Annotated in this window: 21 protein-coding genes and 2 tRNA genes; 8 read left to right on the top strand and 15 right to left on the bottom strand. The window is 69.9% G+C overall.

Translation table 11 applies throughout. The features are described from left to right. Positions 1–9: 9 nt before the first annotated feature. Together tig and Q9S36_RS15245 are read right to left on the bottom strand one after the other, a co-directional pair. Complete coding sequence (gene tig, locus Q9S36_RS15240; protein WP_311285821.1) at positions 10–1,536, bottom strand: trigger factor; 1,527 nt, start codon at positions 1,534–1,536, stop codon at positions 10–12. A gap of 84 nt (positions 1,537–1,620) precedes the next feature. Next, positions 1,621–1,694 (bottom strand) — tRNA-Pro (locus Q9S36_RS15245). A gap of 130 nt (positions 1,695–1,824) precedes the next feature. Here Q9S36_RS15245 and Q9S36_RS15250 point away from each other — a divergent pair. Further along, positions 1,825–1,898, top strand: a tRNA-Gly gene (locus Q9S36_RS15250). An 8-nt stretch (positions 1,899–1,906) separates the two neighbouring features. Here the strand turns inward: Q9S36_RS15250 and Q9S36_RS15255 are convergent. Together Q9S36_RS15255 and Q9S36_RS15260 are read right to left on the bottom strand one after the other, a co-directional pair. Next, entirely contained in the window at positions 1,907–2,461 is a 555-nt protein-coding gene (locus Q9S36_RS15255; RefSeq protein WP_311285822.1) for a gamma carbonic anhydrase family protein, read from the bottom strand. 11 nt (positions 2,462–2,472) lie between these two features. Then, positions 2,473–4,584 carry an acyltransferase family protein gene (locus Q9S36_RS15260; protein ID WP_311285823.1) on the bottom strand — a complete coding sequence of 704 codons (2,112 nt, stop codon included), beginning with the start codon at positions 4,582–4,584 and terminating at the stop codon, positions 2,473–2,475. A gap of 162 nt (positions 4,585–4,746) precedes the next feature. Here Q9S36_RS15260 and Q9S36_RS15265 point away from each other — a divergent pair, with 162 nt between their 5' ends. Then, a complete protein-coding gene (locus tag Q9S36_RS15265) occupies positions 4,747–5,232 on the top strand; it encodes a DNA starvation/stationary phase protection protein (RefSeq protein WP_311285824.1) in 486 nt (161 codons plus the stop codon). Between the two features lie 3 nt (positions 5,233–5,235). Here Q9S36_RS15265 and Q9S36_RS15270 read toward each other — a convergent pair whose 3' ends face one another. Genes Q9S36_RS15270 through Q9S36_RS15290 form a run of 5 tightly spaced genes read right to left on the bottom strand, consistent with a single transcriptional unit; the run spans position 5,236 to position 10,164 of the window. Further along, positions 5,236–6,744: an amidohydrolase gene (locus Q9S36_RS15270; protein WP_396653772.1), complete on the bottom strand. Its 1,509-nt coding sequence runs from the start codon at positions 6,742–6,744 to the stop codon at positions 5,236–5,238. Beyond that, positions 6,741–7,376 (bottom strand): FMN-binding negative transcriptional regulator, encoded by a 636-nt coding sequence (locus Q9S36_RS15275; RefSeq protein ID WP_311285825.1) that lies wholly within the window; start codon positions 7,374–7,376, stop codon positions 6,741–6,743. Before Q9S36_RS15275 ends, Q9S36_RS15270 begins: the two co-directional genes overlap by 4 nt. Before the next feature lie 4 nt (positions 7,377–7,380). Beyond that, positions 7,381–8,385, bottom strand: coding sequence for an Fpg/Nei family DNA glycosylase (locus Q9S36_RS15280; RefSeq protein ID WP_251449907.1), 1,005 nt, complete (start codon positions 8,383–8,385; stop codon positions 7,381–7,383). 4 nt (positions 8,386–8,389) lie between these two features. Next, positions 8,390–8,935 carry a ribose-5-phosphate isomerase gene (locus tag Q9S36_RS15285; protein WP_311285826.1) on the bottom strand — a complete coding sequence of 182 codons (546 nt, stop codon included), beginning with the start codon at positions 8,933–8,935 and terminating at the stop codon, positions 8,390–8,392. Between the two features lie 20 nt (positions 8,936–8,955). After that, the gene (locus Q9S36_RS15290; RefSeq protein ID WP_396653773.1) at positions 8,956–10,164 is read right to left on the bottom strand and encodes a ferrochelatase; all 1,209 of its coding nucleotides are present in this window, start codon (positions 10,162–10,164) and stop codon (positions 8,956–8,958) included. A 133-nt stretch (positions 10,165–10,297) separates the two neighbouring features. Between Q9S36_RS15290 and pepN the strand changes: the two genes are divergently transcribed. From pepN to Q9S36_RS15305, 3 genes are all read left to right on the top strand, one after another. After that, positions 10,298–12,859, top strand: a complete 2,562-nt coding sequence (pepN, locus tag Q9S36_RS15295; RefSeq protein ID WP_311285827.1) for an aminopeptidase N — start codon at positions 10,298–10,300, stop codon at positions 12,857–12,859. Positions 12,860–12,935: 76 nt separating this feature from the next. Beyond that, positions 12,936–14,054 (top strand): mechanosensitive ion channel family protein, encoded by a 1,119-nt coding sequence (locus tag Q9S36_RS15300; protein ID WP_396653774.1) that lies wholly within the window; start codon positions 12,936–12,938, stop codon positions 14,052–14,054. Beyond that, positions 14,051–14,524, top strand: a complete 474-nt coding sequence (locus tag Q9S36_RS15305; protein WP_311285828.1) for a globin — start codon at positions 14,051–14,053, stop codon at positions 14,522–14,524. Before Q9S36_RS15300 ends, Q9S36_RS15305 begins: the two co-directional genes overlap by 4 nt. Here the strand turns inward: Q9S36_RS15305 and Q9S36_RS15310 are convergent. Further along, positions 14,513–15,193, bottom strand: a complete 681-nt coding sequence (locus Q9S36_RS15310) for a hypothetical protein (protein WP_311285829.1) — start codon at positions 15,191–15,193, stop codon at positions 14,513–14,515. The genes Q9S36_RS15305 and Q9S36_RS15310 overlap by 12 nt on opposite strands. Positions 15,194–15,320: 127 nt before the next feature. Here Q9S36_RS15310 and Q9S36_RS15315 point away from each other — a divergent pair, with 127 nt between their 5' ends. Next, complete coding sequence (locus tag Q9S36_RS15315; protein ID WP_311285899.1) at positions 15,321–16,184, top strand: acyl-CoA thioesterase II; 864 nt, start codon at positions 15,321–15,323, stop codon at positions 16,182–16,184. Between the two features lie 8 nt (positions 16,185–16,192). On the opposite strand, the gene Q9S36_RS15320 is transcribed toward Q9S36_RS15315, so the two are convergent. From Q9S36_RS15320 to Q9S36_RS15335, 4 genes are all read right to left on the bottom strand, one after another. Then, on the bottom strand, positions 16,193–16,702 hold the full coding sequence (locus tag Q9S36_RS15320) for a thioesterase family protein (RefSeq protein WP_311285830.1): 510 nt from the start codon (positions 16,700–16,702) through the stop codon (positions 16,193–16,195). Continuing rightward, positions 16,695–18,374, bottom strand: a complete 1,680-nt coding sequence (ettA, locus tag Q9S36_RS15325; RefSeq protein ID WP_251449921.1) for an energy-dependent translational throttle protein EttA — start codon at positions 18,372–18,374, stop codon at positions 16,695–16,697. Before ettA ends, Q9S36_RS15320 begins: the two co-directional genes overlap by 8 nt. A gap of 103 nt (positions 18,375–18,477) precedes the next feature. Beyond that, positions 18,478–18,996 carry a DUF6993 domain-containing protein gene (locus Q9S36_RS15330; RefSeq protein WP_311285831.1) on the bottom strand — a complete coding sequence of 173 codons (519 nt, stop codon included), beginning with the start codon at positions 18,994–18,996 and terminating at the stop codon, positions 18,478–18,480. 54 nt (positions 18,997–19,050) lie between these two features. Next, positions 19,051–19,569, bottom strand: a complete 519-nt coding sequence (locus Q9S36_RS15335) for a single-stranded DNA-binding protein (RefSeq protein ID WP_311285832.1) — start codon at positions 19,567–19,569, stop codon at positions 19,051–19,053. 240 nt (positions 19,570–19,809) lie between these two features. Here Q9S36_RS15335 and Q9S36_RS15340 point away from each other — a divergent pair, with 240 nt between their 5' ends. Beyond that, positions 19,810–20,067 (top strand): hypothetical protein, encoded by a 258-nt coding sequence (locus tag Q9S36_RS15340; RefSeq protein ID WP_311285833.1) that lies wholly within the window; start codon positions 19,810–19,812, stop codon positions 20,065–20,067. Positions 20,068–20,077: 10 nt separating this feature from the next. Here Q9S36_RS15340 and Q9S36_RS15345 read toward each other — a convergent pair whose 3' ends face one another. Continuing rightward, positions 20,078–21,499, bottom strand: a complete 1,422-nt coding sequence (locus Q9S36_RS15345; RefSeq protein ID WP_311285834.1) for a PLP-dependent aminotransferase family protein — start codon at positions 21,497–21,499, stop codon at positions 20,078–20,080. A 61-nt stretch (positions 21,500–21,560) separates the two neighbouring features. Between Q9S36_RS15345 and Q9S36_RS15350 the strand changes: the two genes are divergently transcribed. Next, a complete protein-coding gene (locus Q9S36_RS15350; protein ID WP_311285835.1) occupies positions 21,561–22,202 on the top strand; it encodes a hypothetical protein in 642 nt (213 codons plus the stop codon). Positions 22,203–22,210 lie beyond the last annotated feature (8 nt).

Genomic DNA, 22,210 nt, shown 5'->3' on the forward strand with positions numbered 1-22,210 from the left:
CTTTCGCGATTACTCGGCGTCGGCCTTCTCGGCCGGAGCCTTCTTCGCGGGCGCCTTCTTGGCCGGAGCCTTCTTCGCCGGAGCCTTCTTCGCCGGAGCCTCGTCGGCCGAGGAGTCATCGGCTGCGGCATCGGCGTCGTCGGCCTCGGCAGCTGCCGCCTTCTTCTTCGCGGGGGCCTTCTTGGCGGGGGCCTTCTTCGCGGGCTTCTCCTCGACGGCGTCGGCCTCGGCGGCGTCGGCTGCGTCATCGGACTCGTCCTCGACCGCGACGAATCCGGTCAGGTCGACGGCCTTGCCGTTGGTGTCGACGACGGTGACCTTGCCCAGGGCGACCGCGAGGGCCTTGTTGCGAGCCACCTCGCCGACCATCGCGGGAAGCTGGTTGTTCTCCTGGACGGCGTTGACGAAGTCCTGCGGGGCCATGCCGTACTGAGCCGAGGACTGCACGAGGTACTGGGTGAGCTCCTCCTGCGAGACCTGGACCTTCACCTTCTCGGCGATCGCGTCCAGCAGCATCTGCGTCTTGAACTGCTTCTCGCTGGCCTCGGCGACCTCCGCGCGGTGGACGTCGTCCTCGAGACGCCCCTCGCCCTCGAGGTGGTTGTGCACCTCGTCCTCGATCAGCTGGGCCGGGACGGGGATCTCGACCTGCTCGAGCAGCTGCTCGATGAGCTTGTCGCGCGCAGCCGAGCCCTGTGTGAAGACGCTCTGCTGCGAGACGCGCTCGGACAGGCTCTCGCGCAGCTCGGCGATGGTGTCGAACTCGCTCGCGATCTGTGCGAAGTCGTCGTCGGCCTCGGGGAGCTCGCGCTCCTTCACCGCCTGGACGACGACCGCGACCTCAGCCTCTTCGCCGGCGTGGTCGCCTCCGACGAGCTTCGAACGGAACGTGGTCTCCTCACCCGCGGTGAGCGAGTCGATGGCCTCGTCGATGCCCTCGAGGAGCTCGCCGGAGCCGACCTCGTACGACACGCCCTCGGCGCGGTCGATCTCGGCACCGTCGATCGTCGCGACCAGGTCGAGCTCGACGAAGTCGCCCGAGGCCGCCGGACGGTCCACCGTCACGAGCGTGCCGAATCGGGCGCGCAGGCGGTCGAGCTCCTCGTCGATCGCAGCCTCGTCGACCTCGAGCGCCTCGACCTCGACGGTGGTGCCCTCGAACGCAGGGAGCTCGAACTCGGGGCGGACGTCCACCTCGACCTGGACCTCGAGGTCGCCCGAGAAGTCCTTCTCGTTCGGCCACTCGGTGACCTCGGCGTTGGGGCGGCCGAGCACGCGCAGCTCGTTGGCGGTGACGGCCTCACGATAGAAGGCGTCCAGCCCCTCGCTCACCGCGTGCTCCAGCACGGCCACGCGACCGATGCGCTGGTCGATGATCGGCGCGGGCACCTTGCCCTTGCGGAAGCCGGGGATCTGCACGTCCTGTGCGATGTGCTCGTACGCGTGGGTGATGCTCGGCTTCAGCTCTTCCGGGCTGACCGTGATGTGCAGCTTCACCCGGGTCGGGCTGAGCTTCTCGACGGTGCTGGTGACCATGCCTGTTCGTTCTCCTCGTCTGTTCCGCGCGCATGCGCGGTCGGTCGTAAGGTGTGGATGCCTGAATTCTCGGGGGCCGCGAAGTCGGGGCGACAGGATTTGAACCTGCGGCCTCCCGCTCCCAAAGCGGGCGCTCTACCAAGCTGAGCTACGCCCCGGGCGGGCTGCGCACGCGGACGCACGCCGAACGGCCCACGCAAGTCTAGCCGACACACCCGCCGCCTGCCCGCGCTGTCCGAGAAGCGGCTCCGGTGCCGCTAGACTTGACCAGCCGCAGTTCGCTGCTGCGGGGATGTAGCTCAATGGTAGAGCCTCAGTCTTCCAAACTGATGGTGCGGGTTCGATTCCCGTCATCCCCTCCATACCGCGATCAGCCCGCCTGCGGGCTCGATCGACGTCTCGCCTCGAGGTGTGTCGCCGTGTGGGCGCGATACGCGTCGGCGTTGCGCCGAAGCCTCTCCCGCTCCTCGGCGGTGAGCGAACGTCGCACCTTCGCCGGGACCCCGGCGACGAGTGAGCCGTCGGGGATCTCGGCTCCTTCGAGCACAACCGCTCCCCCGGCGACGAGGCACTCCACGCCGATGCGGGCCCCGTTGAGCACCACCGCCCCCATCCCGATCAGCGATCCGTCGCCGATCGCGCAGCCGTGGATGACCGCGTTGTGTCCCACCGATACGTCCGCCCCGATCACGGCGGGGAAGCCGCGGTCGACGTGCACGGCGACCCCGTCCTGCACGTTGCTGCCCTCGCCGACGGTGATCGTCGCAGCCTCTGCTCGGAGGACGGCGTTGTACCACACGCTGGCGGCGGGGCCGAGCGTCACGTCGCCGACGATGCGGGCACCGTCAGCGACGAACGACGTCGGGTCGAGCCGGGGATCCCTCCCGGGAAGGGACAGGATGCTGGCACCTTCGGCGACGGTCATGAGACCGCACTCTACGGCGCGCTCGAGCTCAGCGCCTCTTCGATGGCGGCGGTGTACCAGGGCGCGAGCGTGTCGGCGAAGGTGACCGTCAGATGATCCTGGTCACGATAGATGTTCGCGCCGCCCACGACAGTGCGGCACCTGTCGGCGTCGCAGAACACGTCGGTGAAGTCCAGCAGCGTGACCCCCGGCATCCCCTCGGCGGCTTCGCGGAGCGGGTCGTCGGCGACGAGCACCTCACCCCGGCCGGCATCGCACTCGGCCTGGTCGCGCGTGCGCAGGCACTTGTTCGGGTCGGTCTCCCACACCGGATTGTCGACCACCGTCACCACCGGGATGCCGCGATCGAGCACCTGGCTCCATGCCTCGCGGTAACCGGCGACCGCGGCCTCGGCGGTCGACCCGAAACCGGCGGACGCGTATGGCGTGGTCGCGATCGCCGCGGTGAAGACCGCGTCGATCTGCTGCTCCGACATCGCGGTCGTCACGCCCTCGCGCCATTCACTGCACGCGGCGCCGAACGCACCCGGAGTGGCCAGCGGCGTGTTGTTCCACGGGCACGCGCCCTTGAAGTAGGTGATCAGCCGCCAGCCGTTGTCGTCTGCCATGCGCTGGAACGTGCTCAGCAGCTGGAAGGCATGACTGTCGCCGACGAGCGCGACGGTGGGGGCGTCCTCGGCGTCGGAGCCGAATTCGCACGAGACCGGGCGGGCATCGTTCAGCTGAACGAAGCACTGCCCGTCGGCCGGTCGATCGACGCCGGCGAACCCGGGGGCGGGGAGGATCGAGTCCGACGGCGCGGCATCCGCGCACCCCTCCTCCAGCACGGCGGCGGCGCCGAAGCAGTCCGGCGGGTCGGCGCGGAGGTCCTCGATCGCCTGCACACCCTGGCGGTACGCCGGTGCATTGACCGCCCACGCGCCGCCGGCGACGCCCGCGACGAGGACCATCGCGCCGAGAGAGGCCCACAGCGTGACCCGCGACGGACGCGAGGTGAGCACCCGCCACGATCTCACCGGGTCCTCGACGAAGCGTTTGGTGAGCCACGCGAGGACGAAGCACAGGGCGAGAAGGGCGACACGGTGGTAGATCGTCAGACCCCAGAAGGGCACGGACGGCGCGATGATGATGAGCGGCCAATGCCACAGGTACAGCGAGTACGAGATGTCGCCCACGAACTGCGCCGGACGCAGCGCGAGCACGCGCGTCGGGTACCACCACCGGTCGGTGTTGGACGCGGCGATGATCGCGGCCGCGCCGAGCGTCGGGGCCAGGGCCGCGTATCCGGGGAAAGGCGTCTGGCCGTCGAAGCGGAACAGCACCGCCAGCAGCGTCAGCACCCCACCCCAGCCGAGGACGAAGCTGATCAGCGGGTGGCGCACCCGCAGCAGCGGGATGAGGGCGACGAACGCCCCTACGCCGAACTGCCACATGCGGGTGAACGTCACGAAGTACGCCGGCGCCGGATCGGTCAGCGTGAAGACGACGCAGAAGACGAAGGATGCCGCCGTCACGACACCGAGGGCAACGAGGACGGCACGTCGGCGGGTGGCCCGGAAGTGCTTCACGCCGAGCCACGCGGCGAAGAGCAGGATCAGCGGCCACAGGACGTAGAACTGCTCCTCGAGCGACAGCGACCAGTAGTGCTGCACCGTCGTGGGGTCACCCGAGTGATTGAGGTAGTCCGCCGAGGTGAAGGCGAGATACCAGTTCTCGACGTAGAACGTCGCCGCGATGATCTCGCTGACCTCGTTCGGCAGCGCCGACAGCGGCATCAGGTAGGGCGAGCCCGCCACGACCGCGCAGAACAGCAGGACCAGGAGCGACGCGGGCAGCAGCCGGCGGGCGCGTCGGGCCCAGAACTGCGTCAGCCGGACCGTGCCCGTCTGCATCAGCTCGCGCGTCAGGTGCGCCGTGATGAGGAACCCCGAGATGACGAAGAACACGTCGACGCCGACGTACCCGCCGGGGAAGCGCCCCGGCCAGAAGTGATAGAGCACCACGAACAGCACGGCGATGGCGCGCAGTCCCTGGACGTGCGGGATGAACCGCGACGACGTCGCGTGCTCGGGAGACTGTTCGGAGCGCTTCGGCGAAGCCAGGGCATGATCGGCGGACGGCACCCCTCGACGTTAGTGCCTGATCCCGGTCGGCCCGTTCAGCGAACCACGGCTGCGGCACGTCGTTAGCCGAGCCTTCGCTTGCTTGCGGAATGGGAAGCGCTGAGTAGCGTTGCACCCAACGTGGCCGGCGCATCTCCGTCGGCCGAGAGGGAGGCAACCGTCATGACCGATATCACCACCACCCCCGCGACCGCCGCCGACCCCACCGTCGCCGCCGGCGTCGCACAGTTCCTCACCCCGGTCGTCATCGGACTCCAGGCACTCGCCGTGAACGGCAAGCAGGCGCACTGGAACGTCCGCGGCGCGAACTTCATCGCGATCCACGAACTCCTCGACACCATCGTCGAGAACGCTCAGAGCGGTGCCGACACCGCCGCGGAGCGCATCGTCGCTCTGGGTCTCCCCGTGGACGCGCGCGTGTCCACGGTCGCGGCCAAGGCGCAGGCGACCGCCGTCGCCGCCGGCTTCTCGCCCTGGACCGACACCGTGCGCGCCGTGATCGCCGACATGGACCGCGTCATCGTCGATGTGAAGGCCGCGATCGAGGGGCTCGACGAGATCGATCTGACCAGTCAGGACCTCGCGATCTCGATCATGCACGCCCTCGAGAAGGACCGCTGGTTCCTCTTCGCGCACGTCGCGGAGTGACGCTCAGACGCTGACGTGCGTCACGCGGCCGCCCACGATGGTCGCCGCGACGCGCTGACCCCGCAGCTCGGCGTCGTCCGCGATCAGCGGGTTCCGCTCGCACAGGACGAGGTCCGCCGCCGCGCCCGGCTCGATGCGATCCGGTTCCGACGAGCCGCCGTGGGTGGATGCCGCGAGTGCGGTGGCGGCATCCACGCGCTGGTCGGGCTGCCAGGGCGCGCGACCGTCACGGGTGCGATGCACGGCGGCCGAGATGGCGGCCCAGGGATCCAGCGGCGACACCGGTGCGTCCGAGCCGAAGAGCAGGTTGGCGCCGGAGTCGGCCAGCGCCCGCAGCGGGTACGGGCGCGCGGGCTGATCCGCCCACAGCGCGTCGGTCAGGTCACGGTCATCGACCGCGTGCTCGGGCTGGACGCTGGCCCCCACTCCCAGTCGCGCGAACCGCGGGATGTCGGTGTGGGCGACGAGCTGTGCGTGCTCGATCGTGCCCCATGCCCCTGTCGCCGCGAAGGCGTCGAGGGCGTGGGTGTTCGCGATGTCGCCGATGGCGTGGATGGCGCACGACAGCCCGGCCCCTGCGGCTCGCGCCATGAGATCGCGGAGCTCGTGCGGAGGCACGGTCAGCAGACCGTGTGGATCGCTTCCGCCGGCGTAGGCGTGGGAGCACGCGGCGGTGCGGGTACCGAGCGAGCCGTCGGTGATGACCTTGAGGGGTCCCACCCGGACCAGATCCGAGTCGGCGCCGCGCACCGGATCGCCGGATCTGAGCCCCTCGGCGATCGCGCGGTCGAGCATCGCCGGGTAGATCCCGAACTCGACGCGGAGGACGTCGAACCCGGCCTCCAGGCGCCGCGCCCACGCTTCTTCGTTCCATGCCATGTCGAGGTCGACGAGGCCGACCACGCCCCGTGCCGCCGCCTCACGAGACATGCGCTGGACGGCACGATCCGCCGCCTCGGGAGCGACGGCGTTCAGGCGACGTGAGATCTCGAAGGCGGGTTCTTCGCGGAGCACGCCTGTGGGGGACGGGTCCAAGCCCTCACGGCGCAGCGCCGCGGAATTCAGCCAGACGCTGTGGACGTCGGCGTTGATCAGGTAGGTGGGGGTCTCCCCCGTCCGCGCGTCCAGCACAGCGAGTGTGGGTTCGTCCGGCCAGAGCGCGTCGCGGAACCCCGTTCCCACCCGGATGCCGGTGTCACGCGGGTCCGCCTCGCCCATGATCGCAGCGGCATGCGCCGCGGACTCGGCGTGACCGAGCTTCACCCGCTCGGCCGCCAGCGCCCACTGCACGACGTGGACGTGGTGGTCCCACAGTCCCGGCACGAGCCAGCACCCGTCACCGTCGAGGACCGGCCCGTCGAGCGTGAGGAACCCGGCCGGCGCGATATCGAGGATCCGGCCCTGCGCGAGCACCAGGTCCATCGGGCCGGGCTCGGGCAGCAGCTCGCTGCCAGGGCCGACGATCCGGACGTTGCGCAGGCCCGAGACCGCGTCGCCGACGGCGTGCCTCATCGGCGTCCCCTCGCCTCTTCCGCCCGGCGCATCTCGTCGGCGAGGGCGGAGTCGAGCGGCAGGCCGCGCGCAGCCACTTCGCGCGCGATGGTCTCGACGGTCTCGACGGGCTTGTTCTGGCTGAGCTTGCGCTTGGCCACCACGCGCGACGGGGTGAGCCGGAACCCGACGGTGCCGCGCTCGAGACGGGTGACGAACTCCTCGTCGTTGGGGAGCTCCCACAGACCGCGCGGCTGCGGCATCCCCCGCTCGAAGCGATCGACGAGGCGCTCGAGGACACGGAGGTTCTCGTCGGCCGAAAGGATCTCGGGCACGCCCGACAGGTGCGCCGACACGAAGTTCCAGGTCGGTACCGCCGCGACGTCGCCGTACCATCCGGGCGAGATGTATCCATGGGGGCCCTGGACGACGACCAGCAGTTCGCGTACGCCCAGACCGTGGACGAGATCGTCGGGCTTGCCGACGTGACCGACGATCGTGAGGTCGTCCCGCTCGCCGTCGAGCATGACGGCGTAGTGCGAGGCGACCAGGCCGTCCTCGGCATGACTGACGAGGGTGACCCACGGATTCTCGTCGATCAGCCGTCGAAGCTCGGCGACGTCGGTCATGGCGAAGCTGGGGTTCTGCCGCATGGAGTCAGCCCTTCTGACAGTTCGGGCACCAGTACAGCTTGCGCCCGGCGGCCTCCTCGACGACCACCTCGGTCCCGCACACGCGGCACGGCAGTCCTGCACGGTGGTACACCCAGTGGCGGTCGTCGCGGTGAGCCATCGCCCGACGGTAGTCCTCGGGCGAGAGATCGTCCATGGTCATCATCTGACCCGTCTCGACACCGATCGACAGCAGGCGAACCCAATCGCGCCAGATTCCGCGGAGCACGTCGACGGGGACGTCCTTGCCGGGAGAATGAGGATCGAGCCGGGCGCGGAAGAGGAGCTCTGCGCGGTACACGTTCCCGATGCCGCTCACCACAGCCGGGTCCATCAACTGGAGGCCGATCGCCGTTCGCTTGGCGCGCACGGTGTCGACGAAGCGCGCCTCGCCCTCCTCGACGTCGTCCACGAGGGGATCCGGACCCAGCCGGGCGATGGCGGCGGCGACCTCGTCCGGCGTCTGCAGCTCGCACGCGGTCGGCCCGCGCAGGTCGGCGCACGTCGTCTCGGTGAGCAGCCGGAGCCGGACCTGTCCCACGACCGGCGGCGGCCACGTGCCGTCGTCATCCTGAAGGCCCGTGGTCTGCTCCGACATCCGGACGTGACCGCGTGCCCGACGGGGCGCGCCGATCGAGGTCAGCGAGTTCTCGCCGGCGGTGTCGAACACGGCATCGCCGGGGACGACGGCGCCGCGCTGGTTCGTCTGCCCCATCCGGCCGTTCGCCGCGGCGATCGTGGCGTCGATCGATATGTCGCCGGCGAAGTCCCACGCGCCGTACATGCCCAGGTGCACGCGGAGCCAGATGTCACCGTCGAACTCGAGGAACATCTGCTTGCCCACGGCCCGGACCGAGGTGGCCGTCCGCCCGTCCACGACCGAGGCGCCCTCGGCGAACCGGCCCTGCGGGCTGGAGGCCGACACGGCACGACCCACGATGTTGCGGTCGAACTGTCGGGCGATGCGGTGGACCGAATGCCCTTCGGGCATCGGGTCAGCCCGCTTCGGGGTCGAACGAGCTGTCGTCGGCGTCGAGGACGTCGGGCACACCCGTGACCGCACGCGGGTCGGGCTCCAACGTGCCGTCGGTCTCGTAAGCCGCAAGCTGCCGGATCCGCCTCGCGTGGCGCTCCTCGCCCGAGAACGGGGTGGCGATGAACCGGTCGATGAATGACAGCGCCTCATCGAAGGTGTGCTGGCGCGCGCCGATCGCGATGACGTTGGCGTCGTTGTGCTCGCGCGCGAGTTCCGCGGTCGCCACACTCCACACGAGGGCGGCACGCACCCCGCTCACCTTGTTCGCCGCGATCTGCTCGCCGTTGCCCGACCCCCCGAACACCACCCCGAGCGCCTCGACACCGGCCCGCTGGTCGGTCACGACCGCCTGCGCCGCGCGGATGCAGAAAGCGGGGTAATCGTCCAGCGGGTCGTACTCGACGGGTCCGTGGTCGCGGACCTCGTGGCCCTGCGTGGCGAGGTGATGCTGCAGCTGCGTCGAGAACTCGAGGCCGGCGTGATCGGTCGCGATGTGGATGCGCATGAGCCCAATCCTAGAGTCGCCTAGGGGGCGATCCCGGCCGCCGCCGGCTTGAAGCCGGCCCGGATGTTCTCGCAGCAGCCCGGCCGGCACACGTCGTACCAGGGGCCGAGCGCGGTGCGGTGAGGACGCTCCGCCGCCGGGGTTCCCCGAAGCCGCTCCTCGACGAGATCGATCAGCCCGCTGACGAAGGCCGGATCGATCCCGGGCGTGGGCGTGCGCACCGCGCGAAGGCCGGCGTCGGCCGCCGCCTCCATCGCCTCGGTGTCGAGATCCCACAGCACTTCCATGTGGTCGCTGACGAACCCGAGGGGCACGATCACGACGCTGGTGACGCCCGCGTCGGGGAGGGTCTCGATCACGTCGCAGACATCGGGCTCGAGCCACGGCTGGGTGGGCGGACCGGACCGCGACTGGTACACGAGATCCCACGCGATGCCGAGGGCTCCGTCGACCTCGGCGGCGACGGTGTCCATGACGACGTGCGCGACGGCCATGTGCTGTGCGGCATAGGCGCCGCCCTCGCCGAGCTCGAGATCGCGTGGACCAGATCGCTCCGCGTCCGCGAGGGGGATGCTGTGCGTGGAGAAGAGCACGCGGATCTCCGCGGCAGGCACACCCTCGGCCAGCAGCCCGGCGATCGCATCGCGCACGCCGTCGACGAAGGGGGCGACGAAGCCGGGGTGGTCGAAGAACTGGCGGACCTTGTCGATGGTCACCGTCTCGCCCAGGCCCGTGGCGGTCAGGACGCGGGCATAATCCTCGCGGTACTGCCGGCAGCTCGAGAACGACGAGTACGCGCTCGTGGCCAGCCCCAGCAGCGTGGTGTGCCCGGCCTCGGCGGCGTCGGCCACGGCCTCCTCGAGGTACGGCGCCCAGTTGCGGTTGCCCCAGTACACCGGCAGGTCGATGCCGCGGCGTGCGAGCTCGGCCTCAAGGGCCTGCTTGAGCGCGCGGTTCTGGGCATTGATCGGGCTCACGCCGCCGAAGTGCCGATAGTGATGGGCGACTTCTTCCAGGCGCTCATCGGGGATGCCGCGGCCGCGCGTCACGTTGCGCAGGAACGGGATCACGTCGTCCTGCCCTTCCGGGCCTCCGAATCCCGCCAGCAGCAGCGCGTCGTAGGCGACCGGGACCTCGACGTGGCGAGGACCGCCGGATGCGGCATCCGAAGAGAACAGGACGCGGTCGGAGGTGGCGGCGGGGGGCTCGGGATGCTGGTTCGCACTCACCCCACCATCCTGACACCGTTCCGGAGGGGCTGGCGTAGGCTTGAGCGGTTGCCGCCGGCGCCAGCAGCGCCCGCGTGCGGCACCAGAGCTCAGCTCATCGAAGCATCCACCCTCACCCATGGGAGCAAATGCAGTGCCTGGAGAGAACCTCACCCGCATCGAGGCGCAGGAGCGCCGCGCGATCATCGACCCGACCGCCGGTTCCGGCCTCACGTACGAGGTGGCCCTCGATCTGAACCGCGGGGCCGAGGTCTTCGGATCCCGCACCGTCGTGCGCTTCGCCGCGACCGAGGGAGCGTCGACATTCATCGACCTCATCGCCGGCGACGTGCGCGAGATCGTGCTCAACGGCCGCGCCCTCGACCCCGCCACCGTTTTCGCGGACTCGCGGATCGCCCTCGACGGCCTGGCTGCCCACAACGAGCTCGTCGTGGACGCCGACTGCCTCTACACCAACAGCGGTGAGGGCCTGCACCGATTCGTCGACCCCGTCGACGGCGAGGTCTACCTGTACTCCCAGTTCGAGGTGCCCGACTCCCGTCGCGTCTTCGCGGTGTTCGAGCAGCCCGATCTGAAGGCGACCTTCCGCTTCACGGTGAACGCGCCGGCGGCGTGGAAGGTCGTGTCGAACTCCCCCACGCCCGACCCGGTCGAGCACGGCGACGGCACCGCGACGTGGTCGTTCGCGCCGACCCCGGTGATCTCGTCGTACATCACCGCCCTCATCGCCGGCCCGTACCAGGCGACCTTCTCCGAGCTCACGAGCGCGTCGGGTCGTGTCATCCCGCTCGGCGTGTACGCCCGCAAGAGCCTGTGGCAGCACCTCGACGCCGACTACGTCTTCGACAAGACCCGCGAGGGGTTCGCCTACTTCGAGGACAAGTTCGACTACCCGTACCCGTTCGCCAAGTACGACCAGCTCTTCGTCCCGGAGTTCAACGCCGGTGCGATGGAGAACGCCGGAGCGGTGACCTTCACCGAGACGTACGTGTTCCGCAGCAAGGTGACCGACGCCGTGCGCGAGCGCCGCGTCGTCACGATCCTGCACGAGCTCGCGCACATGTGGTTCGGCGACCTCGTCACGATGAAGTGGTGGAACGACCTCTGGCTGAACGAGTCGTTCGCCGAATGGGCGTCGACGATCGCCACGGCCGAAGCCACCGAGTGGACCGAAGCCTGGACCACCTTCAACGCGATGGAGAAGACCTGGGCATACCGCCAGGACCAGCTGCCGTCGACGCACCCCGTGGTCGCCGAGATCAACGACCTCGAGGACGTGCAGGTCAACTTCGACGGCATCACCTATGCCAAGGGCGGCTCGGTACTCAAGCAGCTGGCGGCCTGGGTGGGGACCGACGCCTTCTTCGCCGGCGTCGCCGCGTACTTCAAGAAGCACGAATGGTCGAACACCGAGCTGGTGGACCTCCTCACCGAGCTCGAGACCACCAGCGGTCGCGAGCTGTCGGGCTGGTCGCGCAAATGGCTCGAGACCGCGGGTGTGAACACGCTGTCGCCCGAGGTCAGGGAGGACGCGAACGGCACCATCACCCGGTTCGCCGTCGTCCAGACCGCGCCTGCGGACTACCCCACGATCCGGCCCCACCGGCTCGGCATCGGCCTGTTCAACCTCGAGGGCGACGCCCTCGTGCGCGTTCACCACATCGAGCTCGACGTGGACGGCGACCTCACCGAGGTCGCCGAGCTGAAGGGTCACGCCCGTCCCGACCTCATCCTGCTGAACGACCACGACCTCGCCTATGCGAAGATCCGGCTCGACGAGCGCTCGCTCGCGACCGCGATCGCGCATCTCGGCAAGATCGCCGATCCCCTCGCCCGCTCGCTGGTGTGGGGTGCGGCGTGGGATCAGACCCGAGACGCGGAGGCCGCGGCATCCGACTACGTCGATCTGGTGCTGGGGAACATCGGCGCCGAGACCGAGTCGACCACGGTGCGCACGACGCTCGCTCAGCTGCTGCTGGCGGCGAACGCGTACGTGGCTCCGGAGCGACGCGATGCCACCCGCGCGAAGGTGGCCGACGGCCTGTGGGCGCTCGCCCAGAGCGCGGATGCCGGCAGCGACAGTCAGCTGCAGTTCGTGACCTCCTTCGCGGCGGCCTCGGCCACCGCGGCGCACGCCGAGACGGTGCGGGGCCTCCGCGACGGCGAGATCACCCTGCCCGGGCTGGAGATCGACACCGACCTGTCGTGGCAGCTGCTGGTGTCGCTCGCCGCGTCGGGCGCCGTGACCGCTGACGACATCGACGCCGCCCTCGCGGCGGACAACACCGCCAAGGGCGGCGAGTTCGCCGCGCAGGCGAAGGCCGCACTGCCCACTGCCGAGGCCAAGTCGCTCGCCTGGGAGTCCCTGATCGACAACGACGATCAGCCGAACACGATCGTGCGCTCGACCGCGCTGGGCTTCGTGCACCCGGCGGGGCTCGCGCAGCTCGAGGCGTTCGTTCCGCGATACTTCGACATGCTGCTGCCGGTGTGGGAGTCGCGCTCCTACCAGATCGCGCAGTACCTCATCGTCGGCCTGTACCCCGCGCCGCTGGCGAACGTCGAACTGCGCGAGGCCACTCGCGGCTGGCTCAAGGCGAACGCGGACGCACCTGCCGCGCTGCGGCGCCTCGTCCACGAGAACCTCGCCGGCGTCGAACGGGCGCTCGCCGTCCAGGAGCGCGACGGGGGCTGACCCGCGACCACGCACGGCTCGGACGCCTCGGCTGCACACAGGTGCCGCCGAGGCGTCCGTCGTTAGGATCGACCCGATGATGCCCCTCGCCTTCGACACCGCGCTGACCGACCCCGCCCTCTGGCAGGGGGTCGGCGCCTTCTTCATGAGCGTCGGATGGAACGTGTTGACGATCGCAGCGATCATCGTCGGCGCGCTCGTCCTCAGCGCCGTCCTTCGCATCGTCATCCGCCGCGTCGTGGACCGCATCGTGAACGGGGCGAAGTCCAAGGCCAACGTCGATGACACGCAGGCGCTCGAACGTTCTCCGCTGGCGTCGGTGCGACTGGTGCAGCGCACCCGCACCCTCGGCTCCATCCTGCAGAACGTCGTGAACGTCGCGATCGTCATCGTCGCGCTACTGCTCATCGTCGACGTCATCGCCCCCACGGCGCTGGGGTCCCTCACGCTGCTGACGGCGGCGATCGGCGCCGGACTCGGATTCGGCGCCCAGAACATCGTCAAGGACGTCCTCAACGGCATCTTCATCGTCGCCGAGGACCAGATCGGCATCGGCGACGTCGTGGACCTCGGGCTCGCAACGGGCATCGTCGAGTATGTGAGCGTCCGGGTCACGCACGTCCGCGACGTGAACGGCACGCTGTGGTACGTCCGCAACGGCGAGGTGACGCGCATCGGCAACATGTCGCAGGGATGGTCGCGGGTGATCGTCGACCTCGGCGTCCCGCCGGACTCCGACATCGAAGAGGTGGAGTCGGCACTCCTCGAGGCCGCGACGGCGCTGGCGAAAGACCCGAAGTGGCGCACGCGGATCATCGACAAGCCGGAGATCTGGGGCCTGGAGTCCGTGAGCGGCGACGCGCTCGTCATCCGCGTCGTCATGAAGACGCGCGCCGCGGCCAAGGACGATGTCGCGCGGGAACTGCGCGTGCGCCTGCGCGCGGCCGTCGACGCCATCGGCGTGGCGCTCCCCCAGCTCGCATCCGTCACGCTGAGCGGCATCGAGGGAGCCCAGCGCGTCCGCGGCGCCAATCCCCCCAAGACCAGGCCCAACCCGACGACGCCGGCCACCGACGAGGTGCCCGTGCGCCCCGTATGGCGACCGAAGCGTCAGACGAAGAAGCCCGGCACCACCGAGCCGCCGGCCCGCGGCCCGGCCACCGGCGGCGCCGAGCCGGCGAAGGAGAGCGAATGACCCCCGCCCCCATGTCCTTCTACGACGAGATCGGCGGTCACGACACCTTCGTCCGCCTCGTCGACGCGTTCTACCGAGGGGTCGCCGACGACGAGGTCCTGCGGCCGATGTATCCCGAAGAGGATCTGGGGCCCGCCCGGGAGCGCCTGACGCTCTTCCTCGAGCAGTACTGGGGCGGTCCGACCACGTACAGCCAGCAGCGCGGTCATCCGCGCCTCCGCATGCGCCACGCACCCTTCCACGTCAATCCGGAGGCTCGCGATCGATGGCTCGCCCACATGCGGGCAGCCGTCGACGAGCTCGCCCTGCCGCCGGTGCACGAAGCCACGCTGTGGGACTATCTCGAACGCGCGGCGTACGCGATGGTCAACACCTTCGAGCCCACCGGCATCGGCCCGTCGGCGGGGGCACGATCGAATTCATCGCTGCCGCTGCGCGCGGCGCCCGAGTCGCCGGCCTCAGGCCGGTGACGATCCTCCGGTCGCCCGGACAGCGGTGAGGCCGGACCTGACCGGGCCTCGCACCAGCACGTGGCCGCGGTCGAGGGTGAGCCGCCTCCAGGCGGGTGCGGTGAACACCCGGGCCTGCTCCTCGCCGGCGACGAAGCCCAGCGCGAACGCGGCGAAGGCCGCGCCCAGCGGGAGCTGATCGAGGGCGTCGTCGGCGACGCCCCACACCGATGCCCGGATGCTGCGCACGACGTCCTCGCCCGGATTCTGCGGCATCGCCTGGGCCACCGAGGCTATCCCCCACTGCGCCCGCTGCGCGAGGACTGATGCGGGGATGGGCGCGCCGGTCTGCCAGCCGGACCGCGGCGGAGAGACCCCCGCCCACGAGGCGGTCACCGCCGTCTCGGGGAGCACCAGAGCCGTGGCGTCATCGCCCGCACCGGCCACCTGGGCCGCGTCGACGACGAAGTCGCACTGCAGCTCGGGATCGATGGCCAGTGTCCGCATGCCGATGATGGTCGGGGTGGTGTCGAACAGTCCGCGCGGTGCGAGCGGGGCGCACGTCATGGCGAGCACGCCGCGCTCCGCCCGAAGGCGTACGGTTCCCTCGCCGAGAGACGCGGATCGCGCACAGAAGGTGAGGGCGTCCGCGGCGCCCGCGGCATCGGGGAAGAGAAGGCGCTGCGACATCCGCCCTAAACTACCAAGCGATCCGGGGACCACCGGACCGCGCGATACGAGAGGCGGACATTCTGTGACCGACGAGCATCCGATCGATACCCCGGTGTCGTCGAGCGACAGCGATCCCGTCGCGTCCATGCTCGCCGTGCTCGACCTCGCCGGATCGGACGCCCGCACCACAGAGGACATCTTCACGGGAGTGTCGCAGTCCATGCCGCTCGGCCGCGTGTTCGGCGGGCAGGTCCTCGCACAGGCCATCGTCGCCGCGGAGCGGACGCTGCCCGACGAGCGCATCGTCCACTCCATGCACGGATACTTCCTCCGCCCCGGCGACTCTGCGAAGGGCATCACCTTCGCGGTGGATCGGATCCACGACGGACGTTCCTTCTCGACCCGTCGGACCCAGGCGTTCCAGGACGGGGTCCCGATCTTCTCGATGATCGCGTCGTTCCAGGACGAGGACCCCGGCGTCGATCATCAGGCGGACATGCCCGCCGGCATTCCGGGTCCCGACGAACTGCCCGACATCGAATCGCACCTGAAGGGCCTGCATCCGATGTCCAAGCGGCTGTTCACGGATCGCCCGATCGACCTGCGCCACGTGCCCGGGCCGATCTACCTCGCCGCTGACGACACTCGTCGGCCCCATCAGGCGGTCTGGGTGAAGGTGCGCCGGCCGATCACCGACGATCCGGCCGTCCACCGTGCCGCACTCGCCTATCTCAGCGACCTCACCATCCAGGAGTCGATCCTGCGGGCCCACGGTCTGTCCTGGGCCACACCCGGACTGAAGGTGGCGAGCCTGGACCACGCGATGTGGTGGCATCGCTTCGGCCGCGCCGACGAGTGGATGCTGTACGCGCAGGAATCGCCCAGCGCCCGCGGCGGGCGGGGTCTCGCGACCGGGCGGATCTACTCGGCTGAGGGCACGCTTCTGGCGAGCGTCGCGCAGGAGATCATGGTGCGCACCCCGGCCGACGGCGGTGGCCGTCCGGCGTGACCGGCCGGCTAACCGCGGTGCGCGTAGTCGATCGCGGGCCCGAGGTACGGCTCCCAGGCGGCGCGCTCCTGCGCCGAAAGCCGCATCGGGCGTCCCGATCCGGCATCCACCTTGACCACGACGGTCGTGGCGCGCGCGTACAGGGTCTGCGCACGGCCGACGGGGCTCATCACGTCGTAGCAGACCTCGATGCTCGACCCGCCGAGCTTGCCGAACCACATCTGCACGTCGAGCGGGTCCCGCTGATACGGCACCGGGGCGAGGTACTCGATCTCCTGGCGCGCGATGAGGGTGAGCACTCCACTGTGGATGCCGGACTCCAGCACCGCCGTGGGCGGGGCCTGTTCGCCCAGGCCCGGGAGCCAGAACGCCCGCACCCGCGCCTCTTCGAGGAGCTTCAGCATCGCGGTGTTGTTGACGTGGTTGAACGCGTCCAGGTCACCCCATCGCAGGTGGATGGGGATGTGCAGCCGCCGCGCGCGAGGCTCGGCGGCTGCAGGCGCGGACGCGTCAGTCACGAGTGAGCTTGCGGTACGCGGAGCGGTGGGGCGTGGCCGCATCCGGTCCGAGGCGCTCGATCTTGTTCTCCTCATAGGCCTCGAAGTTGCCCTCGAACCAGTGCCAGCGGTCGGGGTCCTCGTCGGTCCCCTCGTAGGCGAGGATGTGCGTGGCGATGCGGTCGAGGAACCACCGGTCGTGCGTGATGACCACCGCGCAGCCGGGGAACTCCAACAGGGCGTTCTCGAGGGACTGCAGGGTCTCGACGTCCAGGTCGTTCGTCGGCTCGTCGAGCAGGAGGAGGTTGCCGCCCTCCTTCAGGGTCAGCGCGAGGTTGAGGCGGTTGCGCTCGCCGCCCGACAGCACACCGGCCTTCTTCTGCTGGTCGGGGCCCTTGAAGCCGAACTTCGAGACATAGGCGCGCGAGGGGATCTCGGTCTTGCCGACGGTGATGATGTCGAGCCCGTCGGACACGACCTCCCACAGCGTCTTGTTGGGATCGATGTTCGCGCGGGACTGGTCTACGTAGCTGATCTTGACGGTCTCGCCGATCTTCAGATCGCCGCCGTCGAGCGGCTCGAGTCCGACGATCGTCTTGAACAGCGTGGTCTTTCCCACACCGTTGGGGCCGATCACACCGACGATGCCGTTCGGCGGCAGACTGAAGCTCAGCCCGTCCATGAGCGATCGGTCGCCGAAGCCCTTCTTGAGATTCTTCGCCTCGATCACGATGCTCCCGAGCCGCGGACCCGGCGGGATCGTGATCTCCTCGAAGTCGAGCTTGCGAGTGCGGTCCGCCTCGGCGGCCATCTCCTCGTAGCGCGCGAGGCGCGCTTTGGACTTGGCCTGGCGGCCCTTGGCGTTGGAGCGCACCCACTCCAGTTCCTCGGCGAGGCGCTTGGCGAGCTTCGCGTCCTTCTTGCCCTGGATCGCGAGGCGCTCGGACTTCTTCTCGAGATACGTCGAGTAGTTGCCCTCGTATCCGATGAGGCGCCCGCGGTCGACCTCGGCGATCCACTCGGCCACGTTGTCGAGGAAGTACCTGTCGTGCGTGATGGCGATGACGGCACCGGGGTACTTCTGCAGGTGCTGTTCCAGCCACAGCACGCTCTCCGCGTCGAGGTGGTTGGTCGGCTCGTCCAGCAGCAGCAGGTCGGGCTTCTGGAGCAGCAGCTTGGTCAGCGCGACGCGCCGCTTCTCGCCGCCCGAGAGGGGGGCGATCTCCGCATCCCCGGGAGGAGTGCGCAGCGCGTCCATCGCCTGCTCGAGCTGGGAGTCCAGGTCCCACGCGTCGGCGGCGTCGATCTCCTCCTGGAGCGTCCCCATCTCGGACAGAAGCGTGTCGAAGTCCGCGTCCGGATCGCTCATGAGTGCGGAGATCTCGTTGAAGCGGTCCAGCTTGGCCTTGATGGCGATCCCGTCCTGGATGTTCTCCAGAACGGTCTTGGTCTCGTCCAACTCGGGCTCCTGCATGAGGATGCCGACGCTGAACCCGGGGCTGAGCTTGGCCTCGCCGTTGGAGGGTGTGTCCAAGCCCGCCATGATCTTGAGGATCGTCGACTTTCCGGCGCCGTTGGGGCCCACCATGCCGATCTTGGCGCCCGGGAGGAATGCCATCGTGACGTCGTCGAGGATCAGCTTGTCGCCGACCGCCTTACGAGCGCGGACCATCGAGTAGATGTACTCAGCCATGCGGGTTTCTGCTTTCGTCGGTCTTCACACGTCAGCCCCCCAGCCTACCGGCCGTGCTGTGGACCGACGTTCGACCGATCGCGGCAACGGTCGGCGGGCGCGGCTACCAGTCGATCGGACGGGTCTCGCCGACGAGGCAGCGCCCCTCGACGAGGACGGGCACGACGGTAGACAGCGGCTCGCCGGTGGCCGGGCCCACCTGGCCGATGAGGCAGTCATCTCCCCACCGCACCGAGAACTGGATGCTCTCGGCGGGATTTCCCACCGTCGAGGTGTCGGGCGTGAGCTCCATCTGCGTCTTGTCGAAGCCCGCCGTGACCAGCGCGTCGATGTAGGCCCGTCCCGCAGCCCGGTCACCGCTCCCCCACACGTCTTCCACCACCCCGCGGAACACCGGCAGGTTCGCTTCGGCCGACGCCTCCGGGTCAACCGTCGTCGGCTCCGGAACCGGCGTGGTCCCCGGTGAGGCCGACGGTGCCGGACCGGCGCTCGACGAGGCGGTCGTGGGCTCGGGTTCAGGCGTCGCAGCGCACCCGCTGAGGACGATCAGCACCGCCAGCGCGGCGACCGCCCGGCCCGCAGCCCGGGGTCGTGGACGATGATGCTCGAGGAATCGGACCACGGGGCGAGTCTAAAGCGCTCCGCGAAAGGGCTCCGACACCGCCCGCCTCGACGTTCAGAACGGCACCGGATCGGCGGACGTGCTCTCCGGCTCGGCGATGGCGTCGAGAGAGTCCGGCAGGGAGGTGGTCTCCCACGCGTCGGTCGACTCCGGTGCGGATCCGGGCACCGCCCATGCCTGCGGGCCCGCCCCGCCGTCGGATGCGCCGGCGTGCGGACGGGAGCGCTTCACGAACGCGCTCGTGCCGAAGCGCAGGTCGTGGCCGATCGACTCGGCATCGATGTCGACGGACGTCCCGCGCTTGGAGTCGTTCTCCCACTCCCGAACGAGCGGGCGGCCGGTGACGAGAACGCTCTCTCCCTTCTGCAGCGACGCCGCTGCGTGCTCGCCCAGTTGACGGTACGCCGATACCGAGTACCAGGACGTACCGGTGTCGATCCACTGACCGCTGTCGCGGTCGAGTCGACGCCGATTGCTCGCCAGTCGGAAAGAGGTGACCGTCACCCCGCTGGGCAGCGTCCTCTGCACCGGCGGCGTGGCGACGTTTCCGGTGATCGTGATCGTGTCGTACATGTCATCTCCCGTTCGTTGATCCGGGGACCGTCCCCGGTGGCATCGGTGGCCGGGTGCCCGCCGGTCACCGATGCCACGATCAGACTGTCCTGCCCGACGGGCGAACCCGACGCGGGAGCCGGCGCTGTGGAGGATCGCGACCGGGATCGGGGCTGGGGAGGACAGGGGGCGACACGGCCGGCCGCGAATGTCGGAGCCTGCCCATAGCGTGGGCGGACACGACAGGAAACGGGGCAGCCGATGCACACGCCACCCGCCCTCGCCGAGCCACGCACGCCGCCGGCGCTCGGGCGCCCCCGTCCGGTTCGCCTGATCGGCGCCGGCCCTTCGCTATGGCGCGTCGTCGACGGACGCGGGGTGGTGATCGGCCACCTGCAGCGCCTCGACGACGACCGTTACCGCGCGCGACGACTGCGTTTCGCGGCGCACGGATTCGTCGACATCGGCGATTTCTGGTCCGCCGACGACGCCGTCTCGGCGTTGCACGACAGCCGCTGACCCGTCGACGTCAGATGACCGGCTCCATCTGGCGGTGGACCGAGGTGGGGGCGCTGTCGCGCACGCGGGGCCACGCCTCGGCGAGGATCTCGACCGCGCGGACGAGGTCGCCGCCCGGCGCCGTGAACGGAATGCGCAGGTGACGCTCGTGTCCGCCGTCGACGGAGAACCTCGGCCCCGCCGAGAGCAGCAGTCCGCGTGTGCGCACATCCATGACGAGCGCCGGGCTGAGGGGAGCATCCAGCTCCGTCCACAACGACACACCCCCATGGACCTCCGGCACCCGCCACTGGGGCAGCGCCGCGCTCAGCGCGGTCACGAGCGTGTCCCGCCCCGCGCCGAGAAGCTGGGCTCGCTGCATGACGATGTCCTCGAACCGTTCCAGCAGGGACACGGCTACCGCCTGCTCGAACTCCGGAGTCCCCAGCTCGTGCGCGGGCCGCGCCGCAGCGAGCCGACGGATGAGTTCCGCATCGGCGCGGATCCAGCCCACACGGAGCCCGCCCCACACGGTCTTGCCGAGCGACCCGATCCGCACGATCCGTCTGTCGTTGAGCGGATCGCCCGCCCCCATAGGCGGCCGGTCGATGTCGAGCTCGGACGTGGTCTCGTCCACGACGATCACGGTGCCCGCGCCGTCGGCGGCGCTGCGGATCGTCGCCCGTTCGAGCGGAGACATCGACCGGCCCGTCGGGTTCTGGAAATCGGGCATCAGGTACGCCAGCACCGGGAGCGTGCGGGCGAACGCCTGCTGCGCACGATCGAGATCCCAGCCGTCGTCCGTCGTCACGGGGACCCCGACCAGCCGGGCCCCGGCGCGACGGAGCGCCTCAGCCGCGTGCGGATAGGTCGGAGTCTCCACGAGCACGCGGTCACCCCGACCGAGGAGGACCGCCGCCAGGAGGTGGATGGCGCTCTGCGCCCCGGTCGTGATGAGGATGTTCTCCGCACGTGTGTCGATCCCGCGCCGTGCGTAGCGCTCGGCCACGGCCGCGCGGAGCCCCGCGTTGCCGACGACGTCGTAGCCGACGCGGGCAACAAGCGCGGCGGCACCGCTCGCGGCCTCGGACATCACCCCCGCCAGGCCTGGCCACGCGGAGGGACTGGCCTGCTGCAGGTCGATCGCACCGACCCCGGGCTCGACGAGCGCGGGGTCGTGGCGACGAAGCGGCAGAGTGACGCTCCCCGACCCGCGCAGACTCGCGATGTGACCTGTGGAGCGCAGGCTCCCATACGCGGCGGCCACCGTGCTGCGACTGAGCTGCAGGATCGCCGCGAGCTCGCGCTCGGCGGGCAGCGTCGTCCTCGGGGGCAGACGATTGTCCAGACACAGCAGGCGGATGCCGTCCGCGAGCGCCTCGTACGCGGGTTCTCGCGTCCGCCAGCCCCCCAACGCCGACGCCAGCGCGCGAGCCGAGATGCGAGAGTCCATCCGGCCACGATATCTGAATTGGACTGCCGCGCAGCATCCAATAGTGGAGTTGGATCGACCTGTGACGAGAAGGATTCTGCAGCTGGTGGTCGGGCTCGCCCTCTACGGCGCCGGATGCGCACTCACGGTGCGCGCCGGACTGGGTGTGGACCCGTGGACCGTCCTCGCGGAGGGGATGTCGGCACTGACAGGCGTCGGTGTCGGGTGGGTCACCAACATCATCGGACTCGCCGTCCTGGCGGCGTGGATCCCGCTTCGGCAGCGACCCGGGATCGGCACCATCGCCAACATCCTGCTCGTCGGAACGTCCATGCAGCTCACGCTCGGCGCCCTGCCGCTGGCTCAGGGTCTCGTCGGGCAAGGGGCGATGCTTCTGGCGGGGATCGTGATGGTCGCGATCGCGTCGGGCCTGTACATCGGGGCGCGTTTCGGGCCGGGTCCGAGAGACGGGCTGATGACGGGCCTGCACACCCGCTTCGGATGGCCCATCTGGGCGTGCCGCGCCGGCGTCGAGCTGTCCGTGCTCGCGCTCGGATGGTCGCTCGGCGGCACGGTCGGCGTCGGAACCGTGCTGTTCGCGGTGCTGATCGGCCCGCTCGTGCACGTCGCGCTGCGCGCGCTCGACACCAGGCGCCCATGGCGGACTGCCGGCCGGAGCGGCGGATCCGATCGATCGCGCCGACGCATCGCCCCGGTCCGGTGATCCTGCGG

The sequence above is a fragment of the Microbacterium sp. ARD31 genome (assembly GCF_031844425.1).

Coding starts and splice junctions, on each gene's coding strand:
- Q9S36_RS15280 (WP_251449907.1), bottom strand. CDS start 8,385: ATGCCCGAAGGGCATTCGGTCCACCGCATCGCCCGACAGTTCGACCGC.
- Q9S36_RS15335 (WP_311285832.1), bottom strand. CDS start 19,569: ATGTACGACACGATCACGATCACCGGAAACGTCGCCACGCCGCCGGTG.
- Q9S36_RS15340 (WP_311285833.1), top strand. CDS start 19,810: ATGCACACGCCACCCGCCCTCGCCGAGCCACGCACGCCGCCGGCGCTC.
- Q9S36_RS15270 (WP_396653772.1), bottom strand. CDS start 6,744: ATGAGGCACGCCGTCGGCGACGCGGTCTCGGGCCTGCGCAACGTCCGG.
- Q9S36_RS15345 (WP_311285834.1), bottom strand. CDS start 21,499: ATGGACTCTCGCATCTCGGCTCGCGCGCTGGCGTCGGCGTTGGGGGGC.
- Q9S36_RS15305 (WP_311285828.1), top strand. CDS start 14,051: ATGACCCCCGCCCCCATGTCCTTCTACGACGAGATCGGCGGTCACGAC.
- Q9S36_RS15315 (WP_311285899.1), top strand. CDS start 15,321: ATGCTCGCCGTGCTCGACCTCGCCGGATCGGACGCCCGCACCACAGAG.
- Q9S36_RS15285 (WP_311285826.1), bottom strand. CDS start 8,935: ATGCGCATCCACATCGCGACCGATCACGCCGGCCTCGAGTTCTCGACG.
- Q9S36_RS15310 (WP_311285829.1), bottom strand. CDS start 15,193: ATGTCGCAGCGCCTTCTCTTCCCCGATGCCGCGGGCGCCGCGGACGCC.
- Q9S36_RS15265 (WP_311285824.1), top strand. CDS start 4,747: ATGACCGATATCACCACCACCCCCGCGACCGCCGCCGACCCCACCGTC.
- Q9S36_RS15275 (WP_311285825.1), bottom strand. CDS start 7,376: ATGCGGCAGAACCCCAGCTTCGCCATGACCGACGTCGCCGAGCTTCGA.
- Q9S36_RS15255 (WP_311285822.1), bottom strand. CDS start 2,461: ATGACCGTCGCCGAAGGTGCCAGCATCCTGTCCCTTCCCGGGAGGGAT.
- Q9S36_RS15300 (WP_396653774.1), top strand. CDS start 12,936: ATGATGCCCCTCGCCTTCGACACCGCGCTGACCGACCCCGCCCTCTGG.
- ettA (WP_251449921.1), bottom strand. CDS start 18,374: ATGGCTGAGTACATCTACTCGATGGTCCGCGCTCGTAAGGCGGTCGGC.
- tig (WP_311285821.1), bottom strand. CDS start 1,536: ATGGTCACCAGCACCGTCGAGAAGCTCAGCCCGACCCGGGTGAAGCTG.